13 protein-coding genes are annotated in these 24,397 nt (G+C 53.7%); 11 read left to right on the top strand and 2 right to left on the bottom strand.

Translation table 11 applies throughout. From position 1 onward, the window contains the following. Positions 1–56 precede the first annotated feature (56 nt). Positions 57–920 carry an AraC family transcriptional regulator gene (locus ACTJJJ_RS02720; RefSeq protein WP_440701413.1) on the top strand — a complete coding sequence of 288 codons (864 nt, stop codon included), beginning with the start codon at positions 57–59 and terminating at the stop codon, positions 918–920. Positions 921–924: 4 nt separating this feature from the next. Here the strand turns inward: ACTJJJ_RS02720 and ACTJJJ_RS02715 are convergent, their stop codons facing one another. Then, complete coding sequence (locus ACTJJJ_RS02715; RefSeq protein WP_440701412.1) at positions 925–4,917, bottom strand: hybrid sensor histidine kinase/response regulator transcription factor; 3,993 nt, start codon at positions 4,915–4,917, stop codon at positions 925–927. A gap of 147 nt (positions 4,918–5,064) precedes the next feature. Between ACTJJJ_RS02715 and ACTJJJ_RS02710 the strand changes: the two genes are divergently transcribed. The 9 genes from ACTJJJ_RS02710 (at position 5,065) to ACTJJJ_RS02670 (ending at position 21,965) form a co-directional block, all read left to right on the top strand. Continuing rightward, positions 5,065–8,703: a right-handed parallel beta-helix repeat-containing protein gene (locus ACTJJJ_RS02710; RefSeq protein WP_440701411.1), complete on the top strand. Its 3,639-nt coding sequence runs from the start codon at positions 5,065–5,067 to the stop codon at positions 8,701–8,703. 157 nt (positions 8,704–8,860) lie between these two features. Further along, complete coding sequence (locus ACTJJJ_RS02705; protein WP_440701410.1) at positions 8,861–9,496, top strand: NUDIX hydrolase; 636 nt, start codon at positions 8,861–8,863, stop codon at positions 9,494–9,496. Positions 9,497–9,689: 193 nt separating this feature from the next. Beyond that, on the top strand, positions 9,690–11,024 hold the full coding sequence (locus tag ACTJJJ_RS02700; protein ID WP_188930941.1) for a sugar porter family MFS transporter: 1,335 nt from the start codon (positions 9,690–9,692) through the stop codon (positions 11,022–11,024). Between the two features lie 24 nt (positions 11,025–11,048). Then, entirely contained in the window at positions 11,049–11,981 is a 933-nt protein-coding gene (locus ACTJJJ_RS02695) for a carbohydrate kinase family protein (RefSeq protein WP_440701409.1), read from the top strand. Positions 11,982–12,013: 32 nt separating this feature from the next. Beyond that, positions 12,014–15,175 (top strand): SusC/RagA family TonB-linked outer membrane protein, encoded by a 3,162-nt coding sequence (locus ACTJJJ_RS02690; protein WP_440701408.1) that lies wholly within the window; start codon positions 12,014–12,016, stop codon positions 15,173–15,175. 18 nt (positions 15,176–15,193) lie between these two features. Beyond that, on the top strand, positions 15,194–16,906 hold the full coding sequence (locus ACTJJJ_RS02685; protein ID WP_440701407.1) for a RagB/SusD family nutrient uptake outer membrane protein: 1,713 nt from the start codon (positions 15,194–15,196) through the stop codon (positions 16,904–16,906). An 80-nt stretch (positions 16,907–16,986) separates the two neighbouring features. Beyond that, positions 16,987–18,492 carry a glycoside hydrolase family 32 protein gene (locus ACTJJJ_RS02680; RefSeq protein ID WP_440701406.1) on the top strand — a complete coding sequence of 502 codons (1,506 nt, stop codon included), beginning with the start codon at positions 16,987–16,989 and terminating at the stop codon, positions 18,490–18,492. A gap of 81 nt (positions 18,493–18,573) precedes the next feature. Further along, positions 18,574–21,294, top strand: coding sequence for a substrate-binding domain-containing protein (locus ACTJJJ_RS02675; RefSeq protein WP_440701405.1), 2,721 nt, complete (start codon positions 18,574–18,576; stop codon positions 21,292–21,294). Between the two features lie 80 nt (positions 21,295–21,374). Then, positions 21,375–21,965, top strand: a complete 591-nt coding sequence (locus ACTJJJ_RS02670; RefSeq protein WP_188930954.1) for a hypothetical protein — start codon at positions 21,375–21,377, stop codon at positions 21,963–21,965. 36 nt (positions 21,966–22,001) lie between these two features. On the opposite strand, the gene ACTJJJ_RS02665 is transcribed toward ACTJJJ_RS02670, so the two are convergent. Continuing rightward, positions 22,002–22,880, bottom strand: coding sequence for an AraC family transcriptional regulator (locus ACTJJJ_RS02665; RefSeq protein ID WP_188930956.1), 879 nt, complete (start codon positions 22,878–22,880; stop codon positions 22,002–22,004). 270 nt (positions 22,881–23,150) lie between these two features. On the opposite strand from ACTJJJ_RS02665, the gene ACTJJJ_RS02660 reads away from it, so the two are divergent. Then, positions 23,151–24,380 (top strand): enolase C-terminal domain-like protein, encoded by a 1,230-nt coding sequence (locus ACTJJJ_RS02660; protein ID WP_440701404.1) that lies wholly within the window; start codon positions 23,151–23,153, stop codon positions 24,378–24,380. The last annotated feature ends 17 nt before the right edge of the window (positions 24,381–24,397 follow it).

Below are 24,397 nucleotides of genomic sequence, written 5' to 3'. Positions count from 1 at the left end.
GACCACCGGCGGCCGGCCAGTGACATTGCGTGGCTTTTTCGGTATTTTTACAGGTTATGAAACAAAAAACACTGCACCAACCCTTTGAAGTTTACGTAGCCGATATGGATTGCTGGAACGAGCGGCCATTGATCTACCACTTCTTCGAAATAGTCTGGATCATGAACGGCACCGGTACCCGCGAGACCAACCGGAACCGCTTTCCCTACCGCCCCGGCAGCATATTTCTGTTCACCCCGCTGGATTGCCGAGGGTTCGATGTCGGGACGCACACCCGGTTCTGCTCCATCCGGTTCTCGGAAGTGTTTTTATCCGAATACAAAACCGAGCAGGACAAAGAACGGGTAACGGCGTGGCTGAAACAGCTTGAAACGATTTTCGCACACAATAACCGGTTCGAAGAGCTCCTGATCCGCAACGAGGGCGATTGCAAAATGATCTCCTCCCTGATCGCACATCTGATCACTGAATACAACCAGCGGCAGGCAGGTCACGAGGAAAACTTGCGGCACCTGGTCACGCTGATCCTCAATGTGATCACGCGCAACGTGCACGACGGCCGTGCTACCGACAGTCCCGGTTCAAAGGAGGCACTGATTAACCGGGTACTGCTGCATATCCAAAGGCATATCGCGAACCCGGACAAATTGCGCGTCGATTACCTGGCGGAGCAATTCAACCTTTCACCCAATTATGTAGGCGAATATTTCAGGAAATACACAGGAGAAAGCCTGCAAAGCTACATCGCATCCTCGCGCATCAAGCTCGTAGCACAGCGGCTCACGCAAAGCAGCCTGACGATCGGTGAAATAGCCGCCGAGCTGGGCTATACCGACGAAAGCCATCTCAGTCGCCAGTTCCGTAAGCATCACGGCACGAGCCCGACTGCCTTTCGAAAAGGGCTCGTTATCGCCGCCTGATGCCTCAAAGAATGCCGTTAGCGGCAAATTCGCGGGGCGTCATATTGTACAGGTCGCGGAAGCATTTGGCAAAATAAGAAAGGTTATCAAAACCGACCGCATAGGCCGCTTCCGACACCGAAATACCCTCCGAAAGCAATACTGCCGCTTTTTTCAACCGATAGTTACGGATCAGTTCCACCGCCGAAAGGTCGGTCAGGGTTTTGAGTTTCCGGTTCAGGCTACTGTTGCTCATGCCTATTTCGCGGATCAGCTCGGTAACCCCGAACTCAGGGTCGTCGAGACGGGTATCCAGGATCGCATGCAATCTGTTCAAAAACGGGTCTGTGACTACTTCCTGGTCTGCCGGTAGCGCGGCGGGCGTCGCGAACACTGCCCGCAGGCGTTCGTAGAGGCGCGTCTGCCTGTCGAGCAGGTTACGTATGCGCAGGCGAAGCTCAGGCAGGTGGAAAGGTTTGGTAATGTAGTCGTCCGCACCGAGTTCCAATCCTTCCACCCTGCTTTCCAGGGCCGACTTGGCCGTCAGCAGCACTACGGGAATATGGCTCGTTTCGAGGTTGGATTTAATGAGTTTACAAAAAGTATAACCATCTATGACCGGCATCATCACATCGCTGATGATCAGGTCGGGCATGATTTCGGCGGCCATCGCGAGCCCCTCCTCGCCATTCTGCGCATGGTAGAACCGGTAACTCCCGGCTAGACTATCGGAAACAAATTCTGCCAGTCCCGCATTGTCTTCCACAAGCAGTATTTTGGTCAAATGCGCTTCCTGGTGAGGGATTCGACCGTTTCCATTGATCTTCGGGATATTTTCGGTTGCATTCCGTTCCTCCCCACAGCGATAAGGCAAAGCCACTGTGAAAACAGTATCGAAGCCATCCGCACCGCTTTCGACAGATACCGTGCCGCCTTGCAGGGTTACCAGCTCCTTCACCAGGGCGAGTCCGATGCCGGTTCCTTCGTGATAACCCGTTGGCTGACCGGCCTGATAAAACCGGTCGAAAATGCGGCTAAGCTGCATGTCCGGGATCCTGGCGCCGGTATTCGCGACGGTGATTTCCGTACCTTCCGGACCAGCCGCATTCAACGTAACGAGTATGTGCCCGTTTTCATTCGCAAATTTCACCGCATTGGCAAGCAGGTTAGTAACAATCCTTTCCAATTTTTCATGATCAAACCAGTAGTACCGGTTTTCAAGGCGGTTGTTGAACGCCAACGTCACATTCTTAGCTTCCGCAGCCAGCTGGAATGTGCCGGTGAGCGATTCAACAAAATCCGCCAGGTCGCCCCAGGCCGCATCGACGTGCGTGGTACCGGCTTCGAGTTTGGAAAGATCGAGCAACTGATTGATCAGCCCGAGCAGTTGCCGCGCATTCCGGTCGATCAGCGATAGGCGTTTGTTGTCCTTTTGCTCCCGCGGTTCTTCCAGCATTTGGCCGGCAGGGCCGAGGATCAAAGTCAGCGGCGTTCTGAATTCGTGGGTAATGTTGGAGAAAAACCGGGTCTTCATTTCGTCCAGCTCGCGCAGCTGCTCTGCCTCCCGGGCTTTCAGGTCTATTTCTTTTTGTTTGAAAACAATGGATTGCTGCATCCTGACGCGGTTTATATAAACGCGTAATGCTCCATAAAGCACGGCTAGAAAAACCACACCATAGATCACGTAAGCCCACCAGGTCCGCCACCAGGGCGGACTAATTCGGATATGCAGCTCCCGGATTTCGGGACTCCACACGCCAAGCGTATTCGATGCATTCAGCCGGAGCACATAATGCCCCGGCCGGAGGTCGGTATACTTGGTAACAGGCGTTTCGGTTTCGATCCAGCGCTCGTCCACACTTTCCAACTGGTACCGGTAGCGGATCTTGTCGCTCCGGTTGTATTGCATGGCCGCAAATTCGATCGTGAGAAAGTTCTGCCAATAGGCCAGATCGAGCCCCTGCATTGCAGCTACCGGCAATTCCCCAGCCGACAGACGCGGCTCCAAAGGCGCATTGTTGATGGAAATGCCGGTGATATAAACCGGCGGCCGGTACCGGTCCTCATTCGGCTGTTTTGAATCAAAAGCTGTTATCCCCTCCATTCCGCCCAGAAAAATGCGGCCATCGGGCAATGCAAGCGCATGGAAGCGGTTGAATTCGTCGGCCATCAGACCGTCCTCACGCGTGTAGGTTCGCGTGCGCAGGGTTTTCCTGTTTATCTGGCATAACCCCTGGTTGGTGGCCACCCACACGCTGCCGTGCCCGTCGGGGATGGCTGCGTATACCACATTATTGGGCAGACCATTATGTTTTGTAAGCCGCTCGCAATGCCCGGTACGCTTGTCGAACCGGCAGAGGCCGCCGCCGAATGTGCCTACCCAAAGCAGGTTTTCATCGAGCGGATCGGCGAAAAGGCAATACAGATTGTCACTACTAAGCGAGCCAGCCCCTTGTCCGTACCGCCTGATCGCACCCGAAGCTTTATCGATGCGGTACAATCCACGCATCGTCGTCGCGACCCAGAGATATTGCCTATCGGCTACGATCTGATAAATGCCCGATTCGATTCCCGGGCGGGCCGGGCCGCGATCGGTTGCTTGCCGCGGTCGGATAGCATGCGGGAAACGCGTCCAGATGCCGTTTTTGTAGGAAAACAAAAGGCTGTCGTGTATGGCCCACATGCGGCCGTCGGGGTCTTTTGCCAGGCTGATCGCCAGCTCCGACCGCTTGATATCAGCGACCTCCACTGGAAATGGAATGCTTTTGATCGCGTGCGAAGTCAGATCCAGTTCATACAGCGGCGTGCGCCCGGCACTAAACCAAATTCTCTGCGGGCTGTCGAATGCATAGCGGAAGTTGTAGGAAAACAACCCGGCAGGCAGCTTTGCCATTTCGGTCTGGGGCACTTTCAAAAAATCACGCAGGAGATCCGAAATAAAGTCGGATGAATAGGCCTTGGTATCGAAATAGCTCGCCCTGAGGTTGTATTTCCGGATCCCCTGCCCGTTCGTACCCGCCCAAAGCACATCAGAACGGTCAACGTAGAGGCTCTTGAATTCGTCTACATCCGGCTGGACCGGAAATTCGGCGAGGCTGTTGTCCTTGCCAAGCCTGTACAGGTGGTTCATCCGGAAAAAATAGACATTCCCCTTGCTATCCGTCACGATCGGGTGCCTGTACTGCGCCTGGGTGTCCAAAACCAGCTCGCGGGTTTGCCCAATGCCGGTACCGGGATCGAGTAATACCATCCCGGTATTATAAAGCAGCAGCAGGCGGCCGTCGTTCAGCTCGCTCAACGCATTTATTTTGTGATCGGTAGCACCTGCAAGCGTCGTTGAATGGTATTTTACAAAACTGTCAGTCCCTTGTTTTTGCAAAAAAAGACCCTTGTTAGTACCAGCCCAGATGTTACCAGCCTTGTCTTCCTTCACGAACCGAACATGGGCGTGTGCAATGGCGCAGGTATCCCCATTGGCGGAGTGGTAACGCCGGATTTTTTGGGTATTTAAATGAATATAATCCAGTCCGCCACCATCCGACATCAGCCAAAGCCGGTGCTGGCGGTCGGCGTACATATCTCTGAGAAAGCGTTTCCCGAACTGTTCCTGATAAAAAGCCTGGCGTGAAAAGTTGATGAAAGTTTCCCGCACGGGGTCGAAGAGGTCGATCTGACCCTGGTCGGTGGTAATCCAGATTCTCCCGTCGGCGGTGGTCTGCAAATTTTCAAGCCCTAATGACGAAAGCGATATCTCCTGCGTGTCCGACGGTTGGAATACCCTGAAACTTCTACCGTCGAAGCGGCACATCCCGTCGCGCGTGGCGAGCCATATGAAGCCGCGTGAATCCTGGACGATACCCGGTACAAAACCCTGAGGAAGGCCCTGTTTGGCCGTGATACTTTCGGGAACCGGGAAGCCGGCGGGCTGCGCCAACAAGCCTACCGGAACGCACCAGAAGGCGGCCAGCCAATACAGCATGAAGACGAGAAACGTACGGAGCATGTAGAATTTCTTCAAATGGTGTGCTTTGAAGCTAATTTACGATAAAACAGCCTTGTATGACGAAAATTGAACAGTATCTGATTAAAAATTGACAATCCCCGGGCAGTTGAGCAGTCCATATTGCATCGCTAAAAATGATCACTCATCATTCCGGACCGTGCTATGAATACACAACTACTACGACCCATTTTCACACTGTTTTGCGCACTGCTGGTTGCTACCATCGCCCATTCGGCGGTGATTTATAACCACACCTTTCCCAATAGCAATTTCAACACCCCTACCTCCATTAACGCTAACCTGACGGGCAAGTGGACGGGGATAGGCGACACTCCTTACTCGTACAGCTACAACGGGAACAACGCCATGGCACTCAATGCGCACAATCACGTGTACGTGCTCACGGTCACGATCAAGGAAGGGTATCAGGTTGAACTGACCAGTATTACCTTTTCACGGTTCTCTGCTGACAACGGGACATTCCAGGTCCAGGTTGACGGCGTCAACTACGGCTCGTCCTTTTCGTCGAGCATGGACATGGCATCCATTACCCGCACCAAAACCGTTTCCAAACTGCGGAACACCATGCAGATCAGGATCGCGGTTAACAACAGCAACACGCCCAACCAAAATTATTCGGCCATCGACAATTTCACGCTCAACGGCTCGGTAACCAGCTACGATGCCGCCGAGGACGCACAGCCCGACGGCAATGGAATCTTATATGTCAATGACGAAACCAACTCGCCGGGCAATGGCAGCAGCTGGGACAACCCGCTGAAACGGATGTACCACGCAACCCGCGCGGCAGCGCTGAATCCGGCTATCAAGCAGGTATGGGTAGTGAATGGTAATTACCAGACCGAAGCCGCCAACACGCCTTTTTCACTGACGAACGGCGTAGCTTACTACGGCGGTTTCGAGGGCTACGAAAGTGATCTTCGCGAAAGGTCGTTCAGCGGCCAAACCGTGCTTTCCGGGCAGGGCGGCACGGTCATAACCGTTTCCGGTGCGAGCGCCACGACACGGCTCGACGGCTTCATCGTGACGGCCGGGACCGGCGTGCTCGTGGGCAGCGACCGACGGGGCGGGGCGCTGCATGCGACCAATTCCTCGCTCGTTCTCGCCAACTGCACGTTCGGCGAGAACGCCACCGATCCGTCGGCGGCGGAAGGCAAGGGGGGCGCGATGTACCTGCTCAATTCAAGCCCTTTGATCGTACAATGCCTTTTCGCGGTCAATTCGGCCAAGGGCACTACGTCCGGAAAAGGCGGTGCGATCTTTCTTGACAATTCGTCGCCTACGATCCGGAACTGCACTTTTTCGGCCAATGAGGTAGGGGGCAGTGCCGCGGGAGGCAACGGCGGGGCATTGTACGCGGTGGGCGGCTCGTCGCCCGTGGTCGAGAATACGATCATTTGGAACAATACCGATCCGGCATCGCCCGGCGGCATCAACAGCATCGGTGGAAGCGGAACGCCGGTTGTCTCCTACTCGCTCATCCAGGGCGGTTTTGCAGGAGGCACGAACATCCTCGACACCGATCCGCAGTTCACCGACCCGGTGCAGCTTGATTTCAGACAGCGCAAAGGCAGCCCGGTGACCAACGCCGGCAAACCCGCCACGGACCTTTCCATTTTCCCTAAAAACACAGACGATACACCCGTCGCATTCGACGGCAGCCGAAGGCTCACCAGCCAGGCCATCGACCTCGGGCTCTATGAAGTGACGCCAAGCGCAATCTGGTATGTAAGTACGACGAACGCTGCGCCCGATCCTTCCGGGGACAGCTGGGCCAATGCGTTTCCCACCCTGCAAGACGCTTTGAACGTCGCTTCCGAGGGCGACCAGGTCTGGGTAGCACGCGGAGAATACGAAAATAGCGGAAGCCAGCTGGCCTTTATCCACGGCGTGAAGATGTACGGCAGTTTCGCAGGAACCGAAACCGCTCTCAACCAACGAGCGCTGCCCATCGTCCACGGCGATCCGGCGACGGCTACCGTGTTGACTTCATCCGTAGGGCCCTTCATTAACAATTCAGACAACGGCCTGACCCGCGACGATATATTCGACGGGTTTACCATTGCCGGTGTGACCGGAAACGACGGCGGTGCCATGCGGAATTTCAATGTGTCGCCCACTATTTCCAATTGCGCATTCCTGAACAACTCTGCGTCAAATGGGGGGGCGATCTACAATGACATTGCCTCGCCGCTGATCACCAACACGATATTTCAAAGTAATACGGCCATGTTCGGCAACGGCGGCGCCATAGCCAACAGAAACGGCTCGAACACGGTTTTGGTCAACTGCCTCATCACAGGCAATTCCGCAGGCGATTTTGCCGGGGCGATTTTTAATCAAAGCTCCCAGGTAACGCTGCTCAACTGTACGGTTTCGGGCAACAGCCAGAACTACCCGGGTACCATTACCGGCTACGAAGGCCCGGTAACCGTCCGCAACAGCATCCTTTATGGCAATGGCAGCGGCATTACCAGCCAGGAAAGTACTGTTTCGGTCACATACAGCCTGGTGGAAGGCATTGCGGCCAGCGACGCAGACCATAATCTCGCCGGCACCACTAATCCGCAGTTCGCAGGCGAAACTGACTGGAAGCTCCTCCCCTGCTCGCCGGCCATCAACCGGGGTACCAACGAAGCATTGCCCGACCTCCCTGCTAACTTAACCGACCTCGCCAACAACACCCGTACTTTCAACGTCCAAACAGACATGGGCGCGTACGAGCTGCAAGCGATCGCAGGCCCGGGCACATTACCCGCGAGTGGCGAGCAGGCTACGCTACCTGTGTATGCAGGCGCGACCTCCATCACTAGTGATTGTAAGACTTTCGGCCTTATCGAACCCACCGGTACACCCGGCTCACTCGGTAATGTCACGATCAAGACTTTCCTGGCAGCCGGCAATACCGTGTCGGAAGGACAAAAAATATTTGTCAAGAGGCATTACGACATCACCCCTTCCGGAACCGACGGCCCCGCAAAAGTGACGTTATTCTTTTCCAAGCAGGATTTTGAAGCCTATAACCAGGCCTACGGCAACGCCAACAATGCCTCTCTCCCTGCAAACCTGAAAGTGGTACAATACCATGGTACCAGTCCGTATGGCTTCCCGGGTACCTACTCCGGGCCTACGCAACTGATCACGAACGTAACCGTAACGGAAAGCGAAGACCACACCATGTACCTCGTTTCATTTCAGGTGAGCGGGTTCAGCGGGTTCTTTATTTCGGGGCAATCGGAGGCCGCATTGCCTGTTACGCTCGTGTCCTTTCAAGCCAAAAAACGCGAGAATGAGGCTCATCTGCAATGGCAGACCAGCTCCGAGATCAACAGCCGTACATTCGAAATTGAACGCAGCCGCGACGGCAAGCAATGGCACCACCTTGGCGAAGTAATGTCGAGCGGCGGTGAAGCGACAGTTACCGACTATTCCTATACCGATGCCCTTCCACAAGCCGGTACCAATATGTACCGGCTTAAAATGATCGATCTGGACGGTACATTCTCGTACAGCCGCATTGCCGTGCTGGAATTTGAAGGAGAAAGGGTGGCCATTTATCCTAATCCTGCCATAGGCGTGGCGGCAGTTCGTGTGAAAGGGCTAAAACCTGAAAGCATCAAGAACATCAGGCTGTTCGACACCAGCGGAAGGCTAGTTGTACAGCCTGCATTGCGGGAAGGCTGTATGGATATCGGCAAGCTGCGGCCAGGCACCTATGCCGTTGAAATAGAAACAACTGGTGGCAGCCGGCAGATCCTCAAACTCGCGGTGGCGCCATAATCATTACAAACGCTAGCTAATACTCAACGTTCCATAATGGGGGCAGGCTGGATTGAATTCACACAAATGTTTCAGATATTCGCCGGTTACTTAAATGCTGCCGGCCTTCTGATCCGGCTGGTGCGAATCGATCTACACTTGTCCCTTTTTCATTGCTATGTCCGCAAATCCCTGGCTGGCTGCCGTCAAACGCATTCTGGCCCTTTCCCAAACCGGCCTGGCCTTTCAACCCGGAGAATACGACCGGGAACGTTACGAGGAGATCCGCCAGATCAGCCTCAGCCTCCTCGCCGATATCAGTAACGCGCCCATTGAGCAGATTATCAGCCTCTTGCCCCACGAAATCGGTTATGTTACACCGAAAGTCGATATCCGCGCCGTGATTTTCCGTGGTACCGATGAGATCCTGATGGTGCAGGAAAAGATCGACAACGATCGCTGGACATTGCCCGGCGGCTGGGCGGATGTCGGCTACACGCCATTTGAAGTGGCGGTGAAAGAAACATTTGAAGAAACCGGCCTGCACGTGGAAGCAGTGCGGTTACTGGCTGTTTTTGATAAACGCAAACACGACCACCCGGAAGAGCTCTGGTACGTTTATAAATTCTTCATTCTCTGCCGGGTCACGGGCGGCGAGATGCTTGACCAAACCAACGAAACTTCTGGTGTCAGTTGGATCAGGTTCGACGCGTTGCTGTCGCTGGACTTGTCGGTGAACCGGGTCGCCTATTCGCAGATCAGCCAGCTGCTCCCATTCGCTTCTGATCCCGGGCTGCCGGTTTTATGTGATTGACAACGTATGAAACATTTCCTGAAAACTTTGAAACAAATTTAAAAACAAAGGCTTTTTAAATTAATATAAAAATCTAATAATCAACTAACTACATACAAAAATACCAAATGTGAAATTTAAAAACATTTGGTACGGATTCGAAAATAGTTTGCCCGGAGAGCCGGTAGCTTCGTCAGAAATTAATTCAACAATCATGACAAGCAAAAAGGTAATCTTCTGGGCATTCACAGTCGCGCTGGGCGGTTTTTTATTCGGTTTTGATACGGCGGTCATTTCGGGCGCGGAGAAATCGATCCAGCAATTGTGGGGCCTCACTACGGTGCAGCACGGGTTCACAGTTTCCATCGCTTTGATCGGCACCGTCCTCGGGTCGCTCACCGGTGCTATCCCTTCCGAGCGTTACGGGCGTAAGTACACGCTCTTCGCCATTGCTGTCCTTTACCTGCTGTCTTCGATCGGCTCGGCACTCGCCTCCGACTGGATTTCCTTCCTCGTCTTCCGCTTCCTTGGCGGCATCGGTGTAGGCATTTCGTCGGTTACCGCTCCATTATACATTTCCGAAATATCGCCCGCCAATTCCCGCGGCCGCCTGGTAGCCATGTTCCAGTTCAATGTGGTGCTTGGAATCCTCATCGCCTACCTGTCCAACTTCCTGCTCGTAGGCGTGGGCGACAACGACTGGCGCTGGATGCTGGGCGTGCAGGCGTTCCCGTCGCTGGTTTTCCTGGTGACGATCCTGTTCGTACCCGAAAGCCCCCGCTGGCTGATCGTGAAACGCGGCAGAGTGGAAGAAGCGCGGCACATACTATCCGTCGCTAATGGCGGTATAGATGTGAGCGGCATTGTTTCCGACATTCAGAACTCCGCCAATGCGGGCATCCAGAGCGGAAACAGCATGTCCATTTTTTCATCCCAATACAAACTCCCCCTGGCGCTGGCCTTGCTTTTTGCCTTTTTCAACCAGGTTTCGGGCATTAATGCGATCATCTATTATGCACCGCGCATTTTCGAAATGGCTGGCCTGGGCAAAAGTTCGGCGCTGCTGTCGTCTGCCGGTGTAGGGCTGGTGAATTTCTGTTTCACATTCATCGCCATCAATCTCATAGATCGTTTCGGCCGCCGGACGCTGATGTTCATCGGGTCGTTCGGATTGATCGCAACGCTGGGGCTTGTGGCGCAGGCATTTTACAGCGGCAACCTGGGCGGTTATGCCGTACCGGTGTACTTGTTCATTTACATTGCATTCTTCGCATTGTCGCAGGGCGCGGTGATCTGGGTTTTCATTTCTGAAATTTTCCCGAATCAGGTACGTGCAGCCGGGCAGTCGATGGGCAGCTTTATGCACTGGCTGCTGGCCGCCGTGATCGCATTCACATTCCCCTACATCGCCGAAACGCTCGGTGGCGGCAACACCTTTATGATCTTCTGCGGGATGATGGTACTCCAATTGCTTTTTGTATGGAAGATGATGCCCGAAACAAAAGGCACGTCCCTCGAACAAATCGAAAAAACACTGGTCCTCCACTAAAATCTCCACTTTAACCGAATACATATGACACCGAAACTGACTGTTTTTGGAGAAGTACTCTGGGACGTTCTGCCCGACGCGCGCCTGGCCGGCGGTGCTACGATGAACGTTGCTGCACATTTGCAACGCTACGGCATGGACGTTGCCTTCATCAGCCGCGTAGGTCACGACGAGCTGGGTGACGAACTGCTCGCATTTATGGCACAGCACGGGCTCGATACGCAATGGGTACAAACCGGCGAGACGCATTTGACGGGCATTGCCAAAGCCAACGTGTCGGACAGCAACGAGGTTACCTACAAGATCCTGCACCCGGTGGCCTGGGACTACATTCAGTTCGATGCCGCCGCCGCACAGCAGGTTGCCCACAGCGATTTCTTCGTGTACGGCACGCTGGCCGCCCGCGACCATACCACGCGTGCTACGCTTATGCGGTATCTAAGCCATGCCCAGACGCGTGTGTTCGACGTGAATCTGCGCCCGCCGCATTACACCCGCGAGCAGGTACTCGAACTCCTCGGATTTGCCGGCATCGTCAAAATGAACGAGCATGAAATTCGCGAAGTGATGGGCTGGCTCACACCGTTTGAAAGCGAAAAACAAGCCATGGCATTCCTGATCGACCATTTCAAACTCGATATGCTGGTTCTTACCTGCGGGGCGGACGGCGCAATGCTACTTACCGCTAGCGGCGAGTTCCACCAGCACCCCGGGTTTATCGTGGAGGTGGCAGATACCATCGGCAGCGGCGACGCATTCCTGGGCGCATTCCTTTACCAGACCGCCACCGGGCATCCGCTTGCTGAATCCCTCGAATTTGCCTGCGCCGCCGGTGCATTCGTAGCCGGAAAAGCCGGTGCATTGCCCGCATTCGGCGAAACCGATATTCAGGATTTCATTCACGCACAGCTGCCGCTGGGGCAGCATCCACTGGGGCAGCACTCCGTTACCCACTAGTTTCCAATCACCCTATTTTAATCTCAATCCGTATGCAAAGAATTTTACTGCTGGTGGCCTTCGCGGTCACCTGCGTGATGCAACTGCCCGCCCACGCGCAAAACAGGGCGCAAATCAAGGGTGTCGTCAAGAGTACCGACGGCGAGCCGCTTCCCGGTGTGAATGTCCTCGAAAAAGGGACCTCGAATGGTGCCGTAACCGATGTTTCGGGAGCGTATAATATTTCGCCAGCTGCGAATGCTTCGTTGGTTTTCTCCTACATTGGCATGCAAACCAAAGAGGTGGCCGTGGGTAACCAGACGACCATCAACGTTACCCTCGATTACGACCAGAAAAGTCTCAACGAAGTGGTGGTAGTAGGTTATACTTCTTCCAAAAAAGAAGACCTCACCGGCGCCATTGCCGTAGTGGACATGGCCCCTTTAAAAAACATCAGCTCCGGTAACCCGATGCAGGCTTTGCAGGGACGCGTGCCTGGTTTGTATATTGAAAAAACCGGCTCGCCGAATGGTACCAATTCCCGGATCCTGATCCGTGGCGCGAACACGCTGGGTAATACAGATCCGCTTTATATCATCGACGGCGTGCCTACCAAGCGCCCGGAGGTATTTCAGGGGTTGAACCCGAACTCCATTGAGTCAATTCAGGTGCTGAAAGACGCCTCTGCATCGTCCATTTACGGGTCGCGTGCTTCCAATGGGGTGATTATCATTACCACCAAAAACGGTGCCAATTCCAACGGCAAGATCAATATCGACTTCAATACGAGCATTTCGACGCAATCGGAGAAATATGCGCGGTATAAAATGCTGAATGCGGTTGATCGCGGGCGTGCATTGTGGCAGGCTTCGGTGAACGACAAGGTCAATCCGGAGGACGGTTACGGGGCCTTATACCAGTTCGACTGGAACAAGGATTTCACCAATCCCATATTAAATGGTGTAAAAGTACAGCCGCTCGTGGGCGGGAATGCCAACATGCCCGCAGGCGATACCGATTGGCAGAAAGTGATGTACAAAACCGGCATCGTGACCAACAATGAACTGACCATCTCGGGTGGTAACGGCACTTCTTCGCTGCAAATCAACCTGGGTTATTACAAAAATACGGGTATGCTCCGCTACACCGACTATGATAAGATCAGCGGGCGCATTAACGGCCTTACGAGCGCATTCGACGGCAAACTGAAAATCGGGGCGAATATGCAGATCGCCTCCTCGAACGAGACGCTGGCTTCGACCGACATCGGTGGTGCCGGCACGCCCGGCCTGGCCGTTACCCTTGCCCCTACCATTCCGGTGTATGCCAAAGACGGCTCCTGGGGCGGCGCTATCGGCTCGGGTTACTCCGACCGCAACAACCCCCTCCACATGCAGGAGATCAACAAATGGGACAATGCGCACCGGCTCACGCTGTTTGGCAATGTTTTTGTGGAATTACAGCCATTTAAAAATTTCTTTCTTAAAACCAGCCTCGGTGCGGATAATGCGGCTTTTCGCTTCAAAAACATCGAACAATCCTTTGAAGAAGGCTCTTTCGGCCGCGCCAACAATAGCCTCACGATCGACCAGAACCGCTACCTGAGCATTACCTGGTCCAACACGGCCCGCTACAACCTCGACCTTGGCAACAGCCATTTCAAGTTCCTGGCGGGTGTCGAGGCCATTAAAAACGACTCCGATTTTGAAATTGCGAGAAAAGAAGGCTTCGCTGTGCAAACCAAGGAGTACTTTGTGCTCAATGCCGGCACCGGCAATACCAACGTGACCGGCTCCGGCTCGGGCAGCAGGCTGCTTTCCCAATTCGCCCGCATCGACTACGGTTTCTCGGACCGTTACCTGGCGGCCATTACCATCCGTCGTGACGGCTCGTCGCGCTTCGGTTCCGAGAATGCCTACGGTATTTTCCCGGCGGCATCGGTGGGCTGGCGCATCGATAAAGAGCAGTTTTTCAAGGGAGTAACCAAAATAAGCAATCTGAAACTGCGGGCCGGGGTCGGCAGGGTTGGTAACCAGGAGATCGGTGACCTCGCCCGCTTTGGATTGTACGATACGCGTTACGGCGCGCGGCAATCGCAGTTTCCGAACGGTCATAACGGCTTTTTCGACCAGTTCTACAACATCGGCACTGCCTATGACCTCAATGGTGCCAATACAGGCAACCTGCCTTCCGGCTTCGTCTCCATTCAGGGCGCTAACCCGAATTTGAAGTGGGAAACAACCGATGAAGCTAACTTCGGGCTCGATTTCGGGCTTTTCGACGGGATGATCCAGGGTTCATTTGACTACTTTACCCGCAAAACCAGCGATATCCTGATCACCCCGCCGGTGGCATCGGCCGTGGGCGAAGGGCAGCTGCGCGTGCTGAATGGTGCGGCCAAGTCCAACAAGGGTTTTGAGTTTTCGGCCGGCTACTATGCTCGCCCGAAAGGCGACTTCACCTACAATATCATGGCTGGCGTGAGCCGTTTCCGCGACAAAATCACCGAGCTGCCCGAAGAAGTGCGCGCCGCTTATCCCGGCAATGCGATCCAGACGATCCTCGGCCATTCGCAGTTCGATCTGTTTGGCTATAAAACCAACGGCCTCTTCCAGAACCAGGCCGAAGTGGACGCCGCTCCCGCACAGGTGGGTGCAGGGCCGGGCCGCATCCGCTACGTGGACACCAACGGCGACAACCGCATCGACGACCTCGACCGCGTGTTTTTCGGCACTACCTTGCCCGCATTCGAATACAACCTGAAAGTGGAAGCATTCTACAAGTCGTTCGACTTCTCGATCTTCGGCTCCGGCATTGCGGGCAGGAAGGGATTCGATACCTATACTTTTTATAACAACTTCATCCGTGGTCGCGAGAACGTAGGTCCGGGCGTGTTCGATGCCTGGTCGACAAGCAACACCGGCTCCAAAATCCCCGCATTGTCGCTTTCCGACGCCAACAACGAGACGCGTTCTTCGGATTATTTCAATGTGAATACCTCCTATTTCAAACTGCGCAACATCCAGCTGGGGTACGCACTGAGTTCAGAGCTAACCCAGAAGATCAAACTGCAACGCGTACGGATGTACCTCATGGCCGAAAACCTGTTCCTGATTAAATCAAAGCAGTTCACCGGCCCTGATCCCGAGCGGACGGACATCAACGCGATCCCGATTCCGAGGACATTCACATTTGGTTTGAACATTTCTTTCTAATCCCCAAAGCGCATTGTTATGAAAAGCAAATATCTATTCGGTCTGATCGCCAGCGGCACGTTGCTGATCACTACTTCCTGTAACGATTTTCTCGACTACCAGCCGCAGGGGTTGCTGTCGTCGGAGAACGTCAAATCGGCCTCGGCGGTGGAATCGCTGGTTACGGCTGCCTATGCCGGTATCGGCAACGACGATATGATCGGCCCCATGACGAGCATGTGGGTGTACGGCAGCGTGCGCTCGGATGACGCCTACAAGGGCGGCGGCGGTGTTTCCGACGTGGCGGAAGTGGATTTTTACGAGCACTACAACCTCACCCGCCCGGATCTCGGCCTGATGCACCCCTTCACCTGGGAGAATTTTTACAAAGCCATTTCTCGTGCCAACGCCGCCCTCACGAGCCTCAATACATTGACCGATGCGGAATTTCCCCTCCGCAGTACCCGCATTGCCGAAATGCGTTTCCTGCGCGGCCACTCGCATTTTATGCTCAAAATGTTGTTCAAGAATGTGCCTTATATCGATGAAAAACTATCGAGCGACGACATTTTGAAAGAGTCGAACGTGCGGTACAACAACGACGAGCTTTGGAACAAAATCGGAGAAGATTTTCAGTTTGCGGTCGACAACCTGCCAGCCAAACAAAGTCAGCTTGGTAGAGCCAACAAGCTTTCGGCGGCTGCTTATCTCGCTAAATTACGGCTTTTCCAGGCCTACGAGCAGGATGCAAACCACAAGGTGACGGCTATTAACAAAAACCGCTTGCAGGAAGTGGTAACGCTTACCCAGCAAGTGATCGCCTCCGGCCAGTACAGCCTGCAACCCGATTTCGCCGAGAACTTCATCGCCGAAACCGAAAACGGCCCCGAATCGATCTTCGCGATCCAGTACTCGATCAACGACGGTACCGCCGTGGGCCGCCTCAGCTATGTGACCGGCCTCAACTACCCGCACGGCGCGCCGCAATACGGTTGCTGCGGCTTCCACCAGCCCAGCCAGAACCTCGCCAACGCCTACCGCACCGATGCGAACGGTTTGCCGCTTTTCGAGACATTCAATGACAAAAACGTGGATTTCACAAACGAAACCGTCGATCCACGTGTAGACCATACTATCGGTATCGACGGCCATCCTTACAAATACGACGCAACCAAGCCGTTCAGCAACAGCTGGGTGCGCGACCCGGGCGTGTACGGCTTTTTCCATACCATGAAAGAGCAGCAGCTGGCAACGAGCGCGTCGTACCACAAGGAAGGTCCGTTCATCGGCAGCTCTAAAAACATCGACATTATCCGCTACGACGATGTGTTGCTCATGCAGGCCGAGGCTTATATTGAACTCGGGCAGCATACGCTTGCATTGCCGCTCATTAACCAGATCCGCAAACGCGCTGCCGCGAGTACCGGCCGGTTGAAAAAGAAGGACGGCACATTGCCCTCAAAATACAATATCAAAGAATACAGCACTTCTGGCTGGACGCAGGATTATGCAAGAAAGGCACTCCGCTGGGAAAGAAGGCTCGAATTTGCGACCGAAAGTCCGCGTTTCTTCGACCTTGTGCGTTGGGGTATCGCTGAGCAGACTTTGAATGCGTATCTTGAAAAGGAAAAAGTGAGGAGGCCGTTTCTGGCGACTGCGAAATTTACTGCGGGAAGGGATGAATATTTGCCCATTCCGCAGCGGGAGATCAGCTTTACGAAGGGGCTTTATGTTCAGAATCCGGGTTATTAGTTATGTAATGAGGTAGTTGTAAGGGCAAAAGCCCACTTTGCAGCAATGTCAGTCTGAGCGCATCATGTCAAAAAAAACATATGAAAAAACAAATCACAATACTAGCAGCACTGCTATTCGCGCAACTAACACAAGCCCAGGGCACGCCCGAAAAGTACCGCCCTCAATTCCACTTCTCGCCGAAGGCGCATTGGATGAACGACCCGAACGGGATGGTGTTCCACAACGGCACCTACCATTTGTTCTACCAATATTACCCTGAGGCGAAAATATGGGGGCCAATGCACTGGGGCCATGCCACGAGCAAAGATATGGTGCATTGGAAGGAACAGCCCATCGCGCTCTATCCCGACAGCCTCGGCTACATTTTCTCGGGGAGCGCGGTGGTCGATGTGAATAATACTTCCGGTTTCGGGAAAAACGGCAAAGCGCCGTTGGTGGCCATTTTTACGCACCATAACCCTGTTTTGGAAAAGCAAAAAACCGGCCGCCACGAGTACCAGAGCATTGCTTACAGCCTCGACGACGGTGTTACCTGGACCAAATACAATGGAAACCCCGTACTTCCCAACCCCGGCATTACCGATTTCCGCGATCCGAAAGTGCGCTGGTACGGACCGCAGAAAAAGTGGATCATGACGCTCGCTACCAAAGACCGCATTACTTTCTACTCCTCCCCCGACCTCAAAAGTTGGTCGAAGGAAAGCGAATTCGGCGTCGATGCGGGCGCGCATGGCGGCGTATGGGAATGCCCGGACCTGCTCCCGCTCACGCACAATGGCAAGCAGGTGTGGGTGCTGATCGTTAATATCAATCCCGGAGGACCCAACAAAGGCTCCGCAGGCCAATATTTCCTCGGCGATTTCGACGGCAAAACATTTACCGCGTATTCCAAAGAAACCAAATGGCTCGACTGGGGTGCAGACAACTATGCCGCCGTGACCTTCTCCAACACCGGCAACCGAAGCCTGCTGATGGGCTGGATGAGCAACTGGCAATACGCCAACCAAGTTCCCACCGACCCCTGGCGTAGCGCCAACACTATTTCCCGCGAGCTGGGCCTGAAAACTGTGGGTAAAGAGCTGTACCTGACCTCGGTACCCGCCAAAGAGCTGGACGCCATTAAAGCGGAAGGTTATTCCAAAAAGAGCCTGGCCGTAAAAGCGCCCGTTGACCTGGCACCGAAAGGCGGCAATGCTTCCGGCCTATTCCGGCTCGATCTGAAAACGGCAACGGCCAACGATTTTGAACTGGTGCTGTCCAACAAAGAAGGCAATGAGCTCCTGATCGGTTACGACAAGGCCAGCAATCAATATTACATTGACCGTACCAAATCGGGCAAGGTTGATTTCGAAGCGGGTTTCGGGCAAAAGCATCTTGCACCGAGATTGTCCAGTGACACGAAAATTGCATTGACGCTCATTGCTGACGCGGCGTCCGTCGAACTTTTCGCCGATGGCGGGTTGACTGTCATGACCGATATTTTCTTCGCCGATACGCCGCTTTCGGGACTGAGTATCAAATCCGCAAAGGGTATTCAGATAGAAGATTTGCAGTATCATGCATTGAAACCGTCGATCGAATAGCGGCCCCGGCGGTATGAGAGCTGCCGTGGCCATCGCTACGGCAGCTCTATTTTGTATTATATTTGAAATACAAATTATTCTATGAGATTCGCGCTGATCGCTTTCCTGTTGCTGATGTTGTTTGGAGGCTGTTCTCAAAAACAGGAGGAGGGTTATGTCATCGGATTCTCCCAATGTACCGGTGACGACGAATGGCGGCGGGCCATGCTCGACGGGATGCAGCGCGAACTCGCATTTTACAACAATACCAAGCTAATTTTCAGGGACGCTCATGCCAACAGCGCCGTGCAGGTGAAACAGATCGAAGAGCTGCTCCAAAGCGGTATTCAGTTGCTGATCGTTTCACCCAACGAGTCGGACCCGCTCACGCCCGTGATCGAAAAGGTTTTTCAAAAGGGTATCCCGGTCGTAGTCGTCGACAGGCGCACTTCATCGCCCTATTATACGGCCTATGTGGGCGGGGATAATTACCAGGTTGGCAAAACTGTGGGCGAATATGCAGCCACTTTACTCGGTGGAAAGGGCAGTATGATCGAGATCACCGGCTTGCCCCGCTCCTCGCCCGCCTCCGACCGCCACCGCGGCCTCGTAGACGCGCTCGTGACCCGTCCGGGTATTCAGCGCGTGGCCACATTGAATGGCCAGTGGGAAAAGGATATTGCCAAAAAAGAACTCCGAAAAACCCTTCCGAACTTCCCCAACCTGGCTCTCATCTTCGCACAGAACGAGGTAATGGCTATGGGCGCGCGCGAAGTTTGCAATGAGATTTTTCCCGAACGAAAGATCCGCGTGATCGGCGTGGACGGGCTACCGGGGCAATTTGGGGATATCCAGATGGTCTACGACGGCCATATTACCGCTACGGCACTTTACCCTACAGGCGGCGAGGAGGCTGCACGGGTAGCAATGAATATCCTGCAAAAGCAGCCCTATCAAAAGGAAAACCTGCTGCAAACGGCTATTATCGATTCGTCGAATGTAAGGATGATCAAAATGCAGACCGACAAGATGATCTCCCAACAGAATGATATCGAGCGTCAGCAGGCCCGTATCGACGAGCAACTGGAAATTTACCAAACCCAGCGCGGCCTGCTTTATGTGATGACCGTCCTGTTTATCGTCTCGATCATCCTCGGCTCTGTGGCTTTGTATTCACTGATCGAAAACAAGAAGATCAACCGCGAATTGAATTCTAAAAACACAGAAATCCTCATCCAGCGGAACCGTATTCAAGACATTGCCGAAAAGGCGCAGGAAGCTACGGAATCCAAATTCCGGTTTTTTACCAACATTTCCCACGAATTCAGGACGCCGCTAACACTCATACTCGCACCGGTGGAAGAGCTTCTCAGGCAAAAAAACGAAAGCCCGGCAGCTAAGAAAAACCTTTCCCTTGTGCAAAAGAACGCGCAGCGACTGCTATGGCTCGTGAACCAACTGATGGATTTCCGCAAGATCGAAAGCGGCAAAATCCGTTTGCAGGCCGCCGAAAACGATATTATTGCGTTTATCAGCGAGCTCATGCTCCCTTTTGAACAGGTCGCCAAAAAACGCAGGATTGATTTCCGACTGATCACCACGCTGCATGAGCTAAATGTCTGGTTCGACCGGGACATGTTGGACAAGGTACTCTTCAACCTGCTTTCAAATGCATTCAAGTTTACATCCGACTGGGGGCATATTTATATTCATATCACCCAAAATGCCGGTGAAGTGACCATCAAAGTGCAGGATAACGGCTCGGGATTGAGCGAGGCCGATATGGTGGGTGCATTTGAAATGTTTTACCAGGGAAAAAATTCGACCAAGGGTACCGGGCTCGGCTTACCGCTTTCCCGGGAGTTTGTCGAATTACACCAGGGCACCATCACTGCCGACGGCAAAAAAGGCGATGGCGCAACTTTTACGGTCACATTACCACTCGGAAATACCCATTTCCGCCCCGAGGACCTGGCCGATCCCGCGGCCGGTGCCATCGAAAAATCCGTTACCTGGACGACCACAAGCTTCGAAACGGAGGAGCCAACCAGTACGCCGCCGCACCGCGACCTACCGACCATCGTGGTCATCGAAGACAATGAAGATCTGGTCGGTTTCATGACCGGCCTTTTGCAAACCCAGTACGAGGTCGTTACCGCAACGGACGGCAAGGCCGGGCTCGACCAGTGCTTCGACACCGTACCCGACCTGATCATTTGTGATGTAATGCTGCCTGGCATGGACGGTTTACAGATCACCGCCGCCCTCAAAGCCGACATGCGCACGTCGCATATCCCGGTAATCCTGCTCACGGCCAAAAACGCGCCAGAACAGCAGGTAGAGGGCATGCAGGCGCGTGCGGATATGTACATGACGAAGCCATTCAGTCCGCAGTTTTTACAGGAAAGCATACGCAGCCTATTGACTAACAGACAATTGCTGCTATCCGCTCAGATAGGGCGAAATATGGCAGACACCGATACCGGCATATCGCGACTTGACAAGAAGTTTGTGAATGATCTCCGCGCGCTGATCGTCTCCCGGCTGGCCGACCCAACCCTTACCGTAGAAGCCATCGGCAAGGAAATGGGCCTGTCGCGCGTGCAGCTTTTCCGCAAAACCAAGGCGCTCCTCGGCGGCGGAACCAACGACCTCATTCTGAACATCCGGCTCGAAAAAGCCTGCGCATTGCTCCGCAACCCCGATCTGACCGTCGCAGAGATTGCCGACCAGACCGGATTTACCTCGCAGAGCTATTTCTCTACCGTTTTCAAAACCCGGTTTGGGGTATCGCCCAAGGATTGGCGGCTGGTGAAAAGCTGATGCTTTGACCGGCGAGTGAGGTGGTATGCCAGATAAATGCTATTTTGCCGCCCATTTAAACACAATTTGATTAATACACTATGAAACGTTTCCTCTTTTCTCTCGCAGCCGCTTTGTTTCTGTTCTCGGGGGCTTCCACCACCTTCGCACAAGGCCTTTCGGTTGAAAGCCTGCTTGACAAAGCTGTATCATTGACGCAAAAAGGTGACAAATCCGGCACGGCCGATGCGCTTACACAGGGTGTTTCCGCATTGGAAAAAGAGGCGAAATCCTCCGACGGCAGCCTGAAAGACAAGCTGCTGGGCAAGGCGGGCGACCTTAAAAACCTGATTCCGCTGGCTTCGTCGGGCAAGCTGTCGGGCGGCACGCTCGGCAAGGTGGTTAACGCCGTAAAAATGCTGATCGGCGCCAATCGCATCAGCGGATTGCTCGGAAAAGGCGAATCGGGCCTGTTGGGGAACGCAGCGAGCCTCACCAGCAACCTCGGGCTGATCAAAGCCGGAAGCTCAATCCTGGGCGATTCCAACGAGTCGAAACTGAACGGACTGCTTGGTGAAGCCACCAAAACCGTTTCTGGTCTTGACAAAAAAGGCCCTGCTGCCAAACTCGCCGCGGCGGCATCGTCCAAGCAACTGGGCGGCATCGTTAGCCTGGTAAGCTCCGCATTGTAATACGTTTAGAGCCATCCGTCACCCGTGGGCGGATGGCTAACTTTTAGCTACACGCCCGTTCCGGTATGCCTTCGGCGACATTTTGTTGATCTTCTTGAAGCACCGGTTGAAATAGGAAATATTTGAATAGCCGCATTCCAGCGCAATTTGCGTAACCGACAGATCCGATTGCTGCAACAGCTTGCAGGCAAAACCGATGCGTACCTCGTTCAGGAAATCGGAGAAGGTGCGGTTGGTGAGTGTCTTAAAAAAACGGCAGAATGAATGGATTTGCAATCCGGCTACCGAAGCGGCTTGTTGCAAAGTAATGTCCTCCTTGAAGTTCTGCTGGATGAAATGCATAAGCTTGGGTACGCGGCCGGAGGTCTGAGTGGTATAGCTCGAAATGGGGTCCGGAACGTTGAGCCACACCAGCTCCTCCGGATCGAGCAGCTGATCGAGAATTTGCAGAAACGATGCGAGCATTCCTACGTGACGGTTCTGCTGCCCGAGCATTTGTTTCAAAATGTCGGTAATCAATGCCTTTTTCTCTCCGCATATCCGTATTCCCCGCTCCGATTCCTTAAAAAACTGCCGCAGCTCCACGGTGTCGGTCAGCGCACTCAAGTACTCGCAAACCGTTTCCGGATTAATATACAGCGCGAGCGAGACAGCCTCGAACGCCGGTTCATTCGGTTTTGACTCGCTATACCACACGTGGGGCACGTTGGCGCCTACAAATGTCAGATCGCCTTCTTCAAACCGCTCGGTCGAGTGACCGATAATGCGCGTACCTGAACCTGAAAGCACGTACACGAGCTGGCATTCTTTGTGGAAGTGAAAATCCGTCGAAAAATACGGCCTCACCGTCTTTTTTACGACAAATGGCTTCTGCGAAGGCGCAAATTCAGGAAGGAGGGTGTAGGTAGCTTTCATAGTTTCGGGAGTTAAGCAAACTTAGTACTACAAGTTATCAATCCGCCATTAACTTACAGGATTTATCACCCATATTTTTGTACAAATTCAGTAGCAAACCAACCAAGCAAAAAAATGATATCCAAATATTCCGGACCCTTTTAACACTAAAATATAATGTAACACCGATAAGAATCTATTTTTCAACACTATTGCAAGCTTTCTCCATTTCACTAAACTGCAACTCCGGCAAGAATCCGAATTGGTATCATATTGACATCCGCTGAAAACATGCATATTATTACATCCATTGAAATAAAAGACAAGCGCTTCGACCTGGCGGAAGGGGTCGGCTCGGACGCTACACACACCACCCCGCAATACGCCTATGCCGTTTGTTGCCTGCACACGGGCACGCCGGTTACAGGCGTCGGTCTCGCATTTACACTTGGCGCCGGGAACGATCTTGTTTGCAAAGCCATTGAATACCTCTCGGTTGCATTAAAAGGAAAGGAAATCGAAACGCTCATGGCCGACTTCGGCAACGAATACCGTCGTATGGCCGATTCGCCTTCACTCCGCTGGCTAGGGCCGCATAAGGGTGTGATTCACCTGGCGCTTGCGGCTGTCGTAAATGCCTGCTACGACCTCTGGGCCAAGTCGCGCGGGGTGCCGCTCTGGCAGTTGTTGCTCGATCTCACGCCCACACAGCTTGTGAATACCCTCGACCTCAGTTACCTTGAAGAAATATTAACCCGCGACCAGGCCATTTCACTGCTGGAAAGCCATTTGCCTACCCGGAACACGCGCACGTCCGTCCTTTCGTCGGGCTACCGGGGTTACGATACTTCCGTGGGCTGGTTCAACTATCCCGATGAAAAGATCGTCGCAAATACCCGCAAGGCCATGGATAACGGTTTTAATGCGATGAAGCTTAAAGTCGGCTCCGACGACCCGGAACGCGACATCCGCAGGGCCGGGTTGATCCGCCAAACGGCGGGCGACGGCGCAACCATTATGGTGGATGCCAACCAGAAATGGAACCTGCCGCAGGCATTGGATATTTGTAAAAAACTCAGCGACATCAACCCTTTCTGGATCGAAGAACCTACCCATCCCGACGATGTGACGGGCCACCAGGCTATCGCAAGCGCTATTGCCCCTTTTAAAGTGGCTACGGGCGAGCACATTCCCAACAAGGTGATATTCAAAAACTTCCTGCAAGCCGGTGCCATGGACTTCTGCCAGGTGGATGCCGTGCGGGTAGGCGGCATATCAGAATTCCTGACGATCAGCCTGCTGTCCCGGCAAATGGGGATTCCGGTGGTGCCACACGTGGGCGATATGGGACAGATCCACCAGCATCTGGTGCTGTTCAACCACATCGGCATGGGGCATGAGCATTTGTTTTTGGAACATATTCCGCATTTACGGACGTATTTTGCGCATCCGGCGGAAATCAGGGACGGTTACTATCAGGTACCGCAAATACCGGGCAGCGGCAGCGACCTGAATGACTGACCGCCACAGCAAAAACG

The sequence above is a fragment of the Dyadobacter sp. 22481 genome, assembly GCF_052044875.1.
GTDB lineage: Bacteria > Bacteroidota > Bacteroidia > Cytophagales > Spirosomataceae > Dyadobacter > Dyadobacter endophyticus.
The sequence above is the reverse complement of the archived record's forward strand: the minus strand, read 5'-3'. Positions and strand labels throughout refer to the sequence as shown.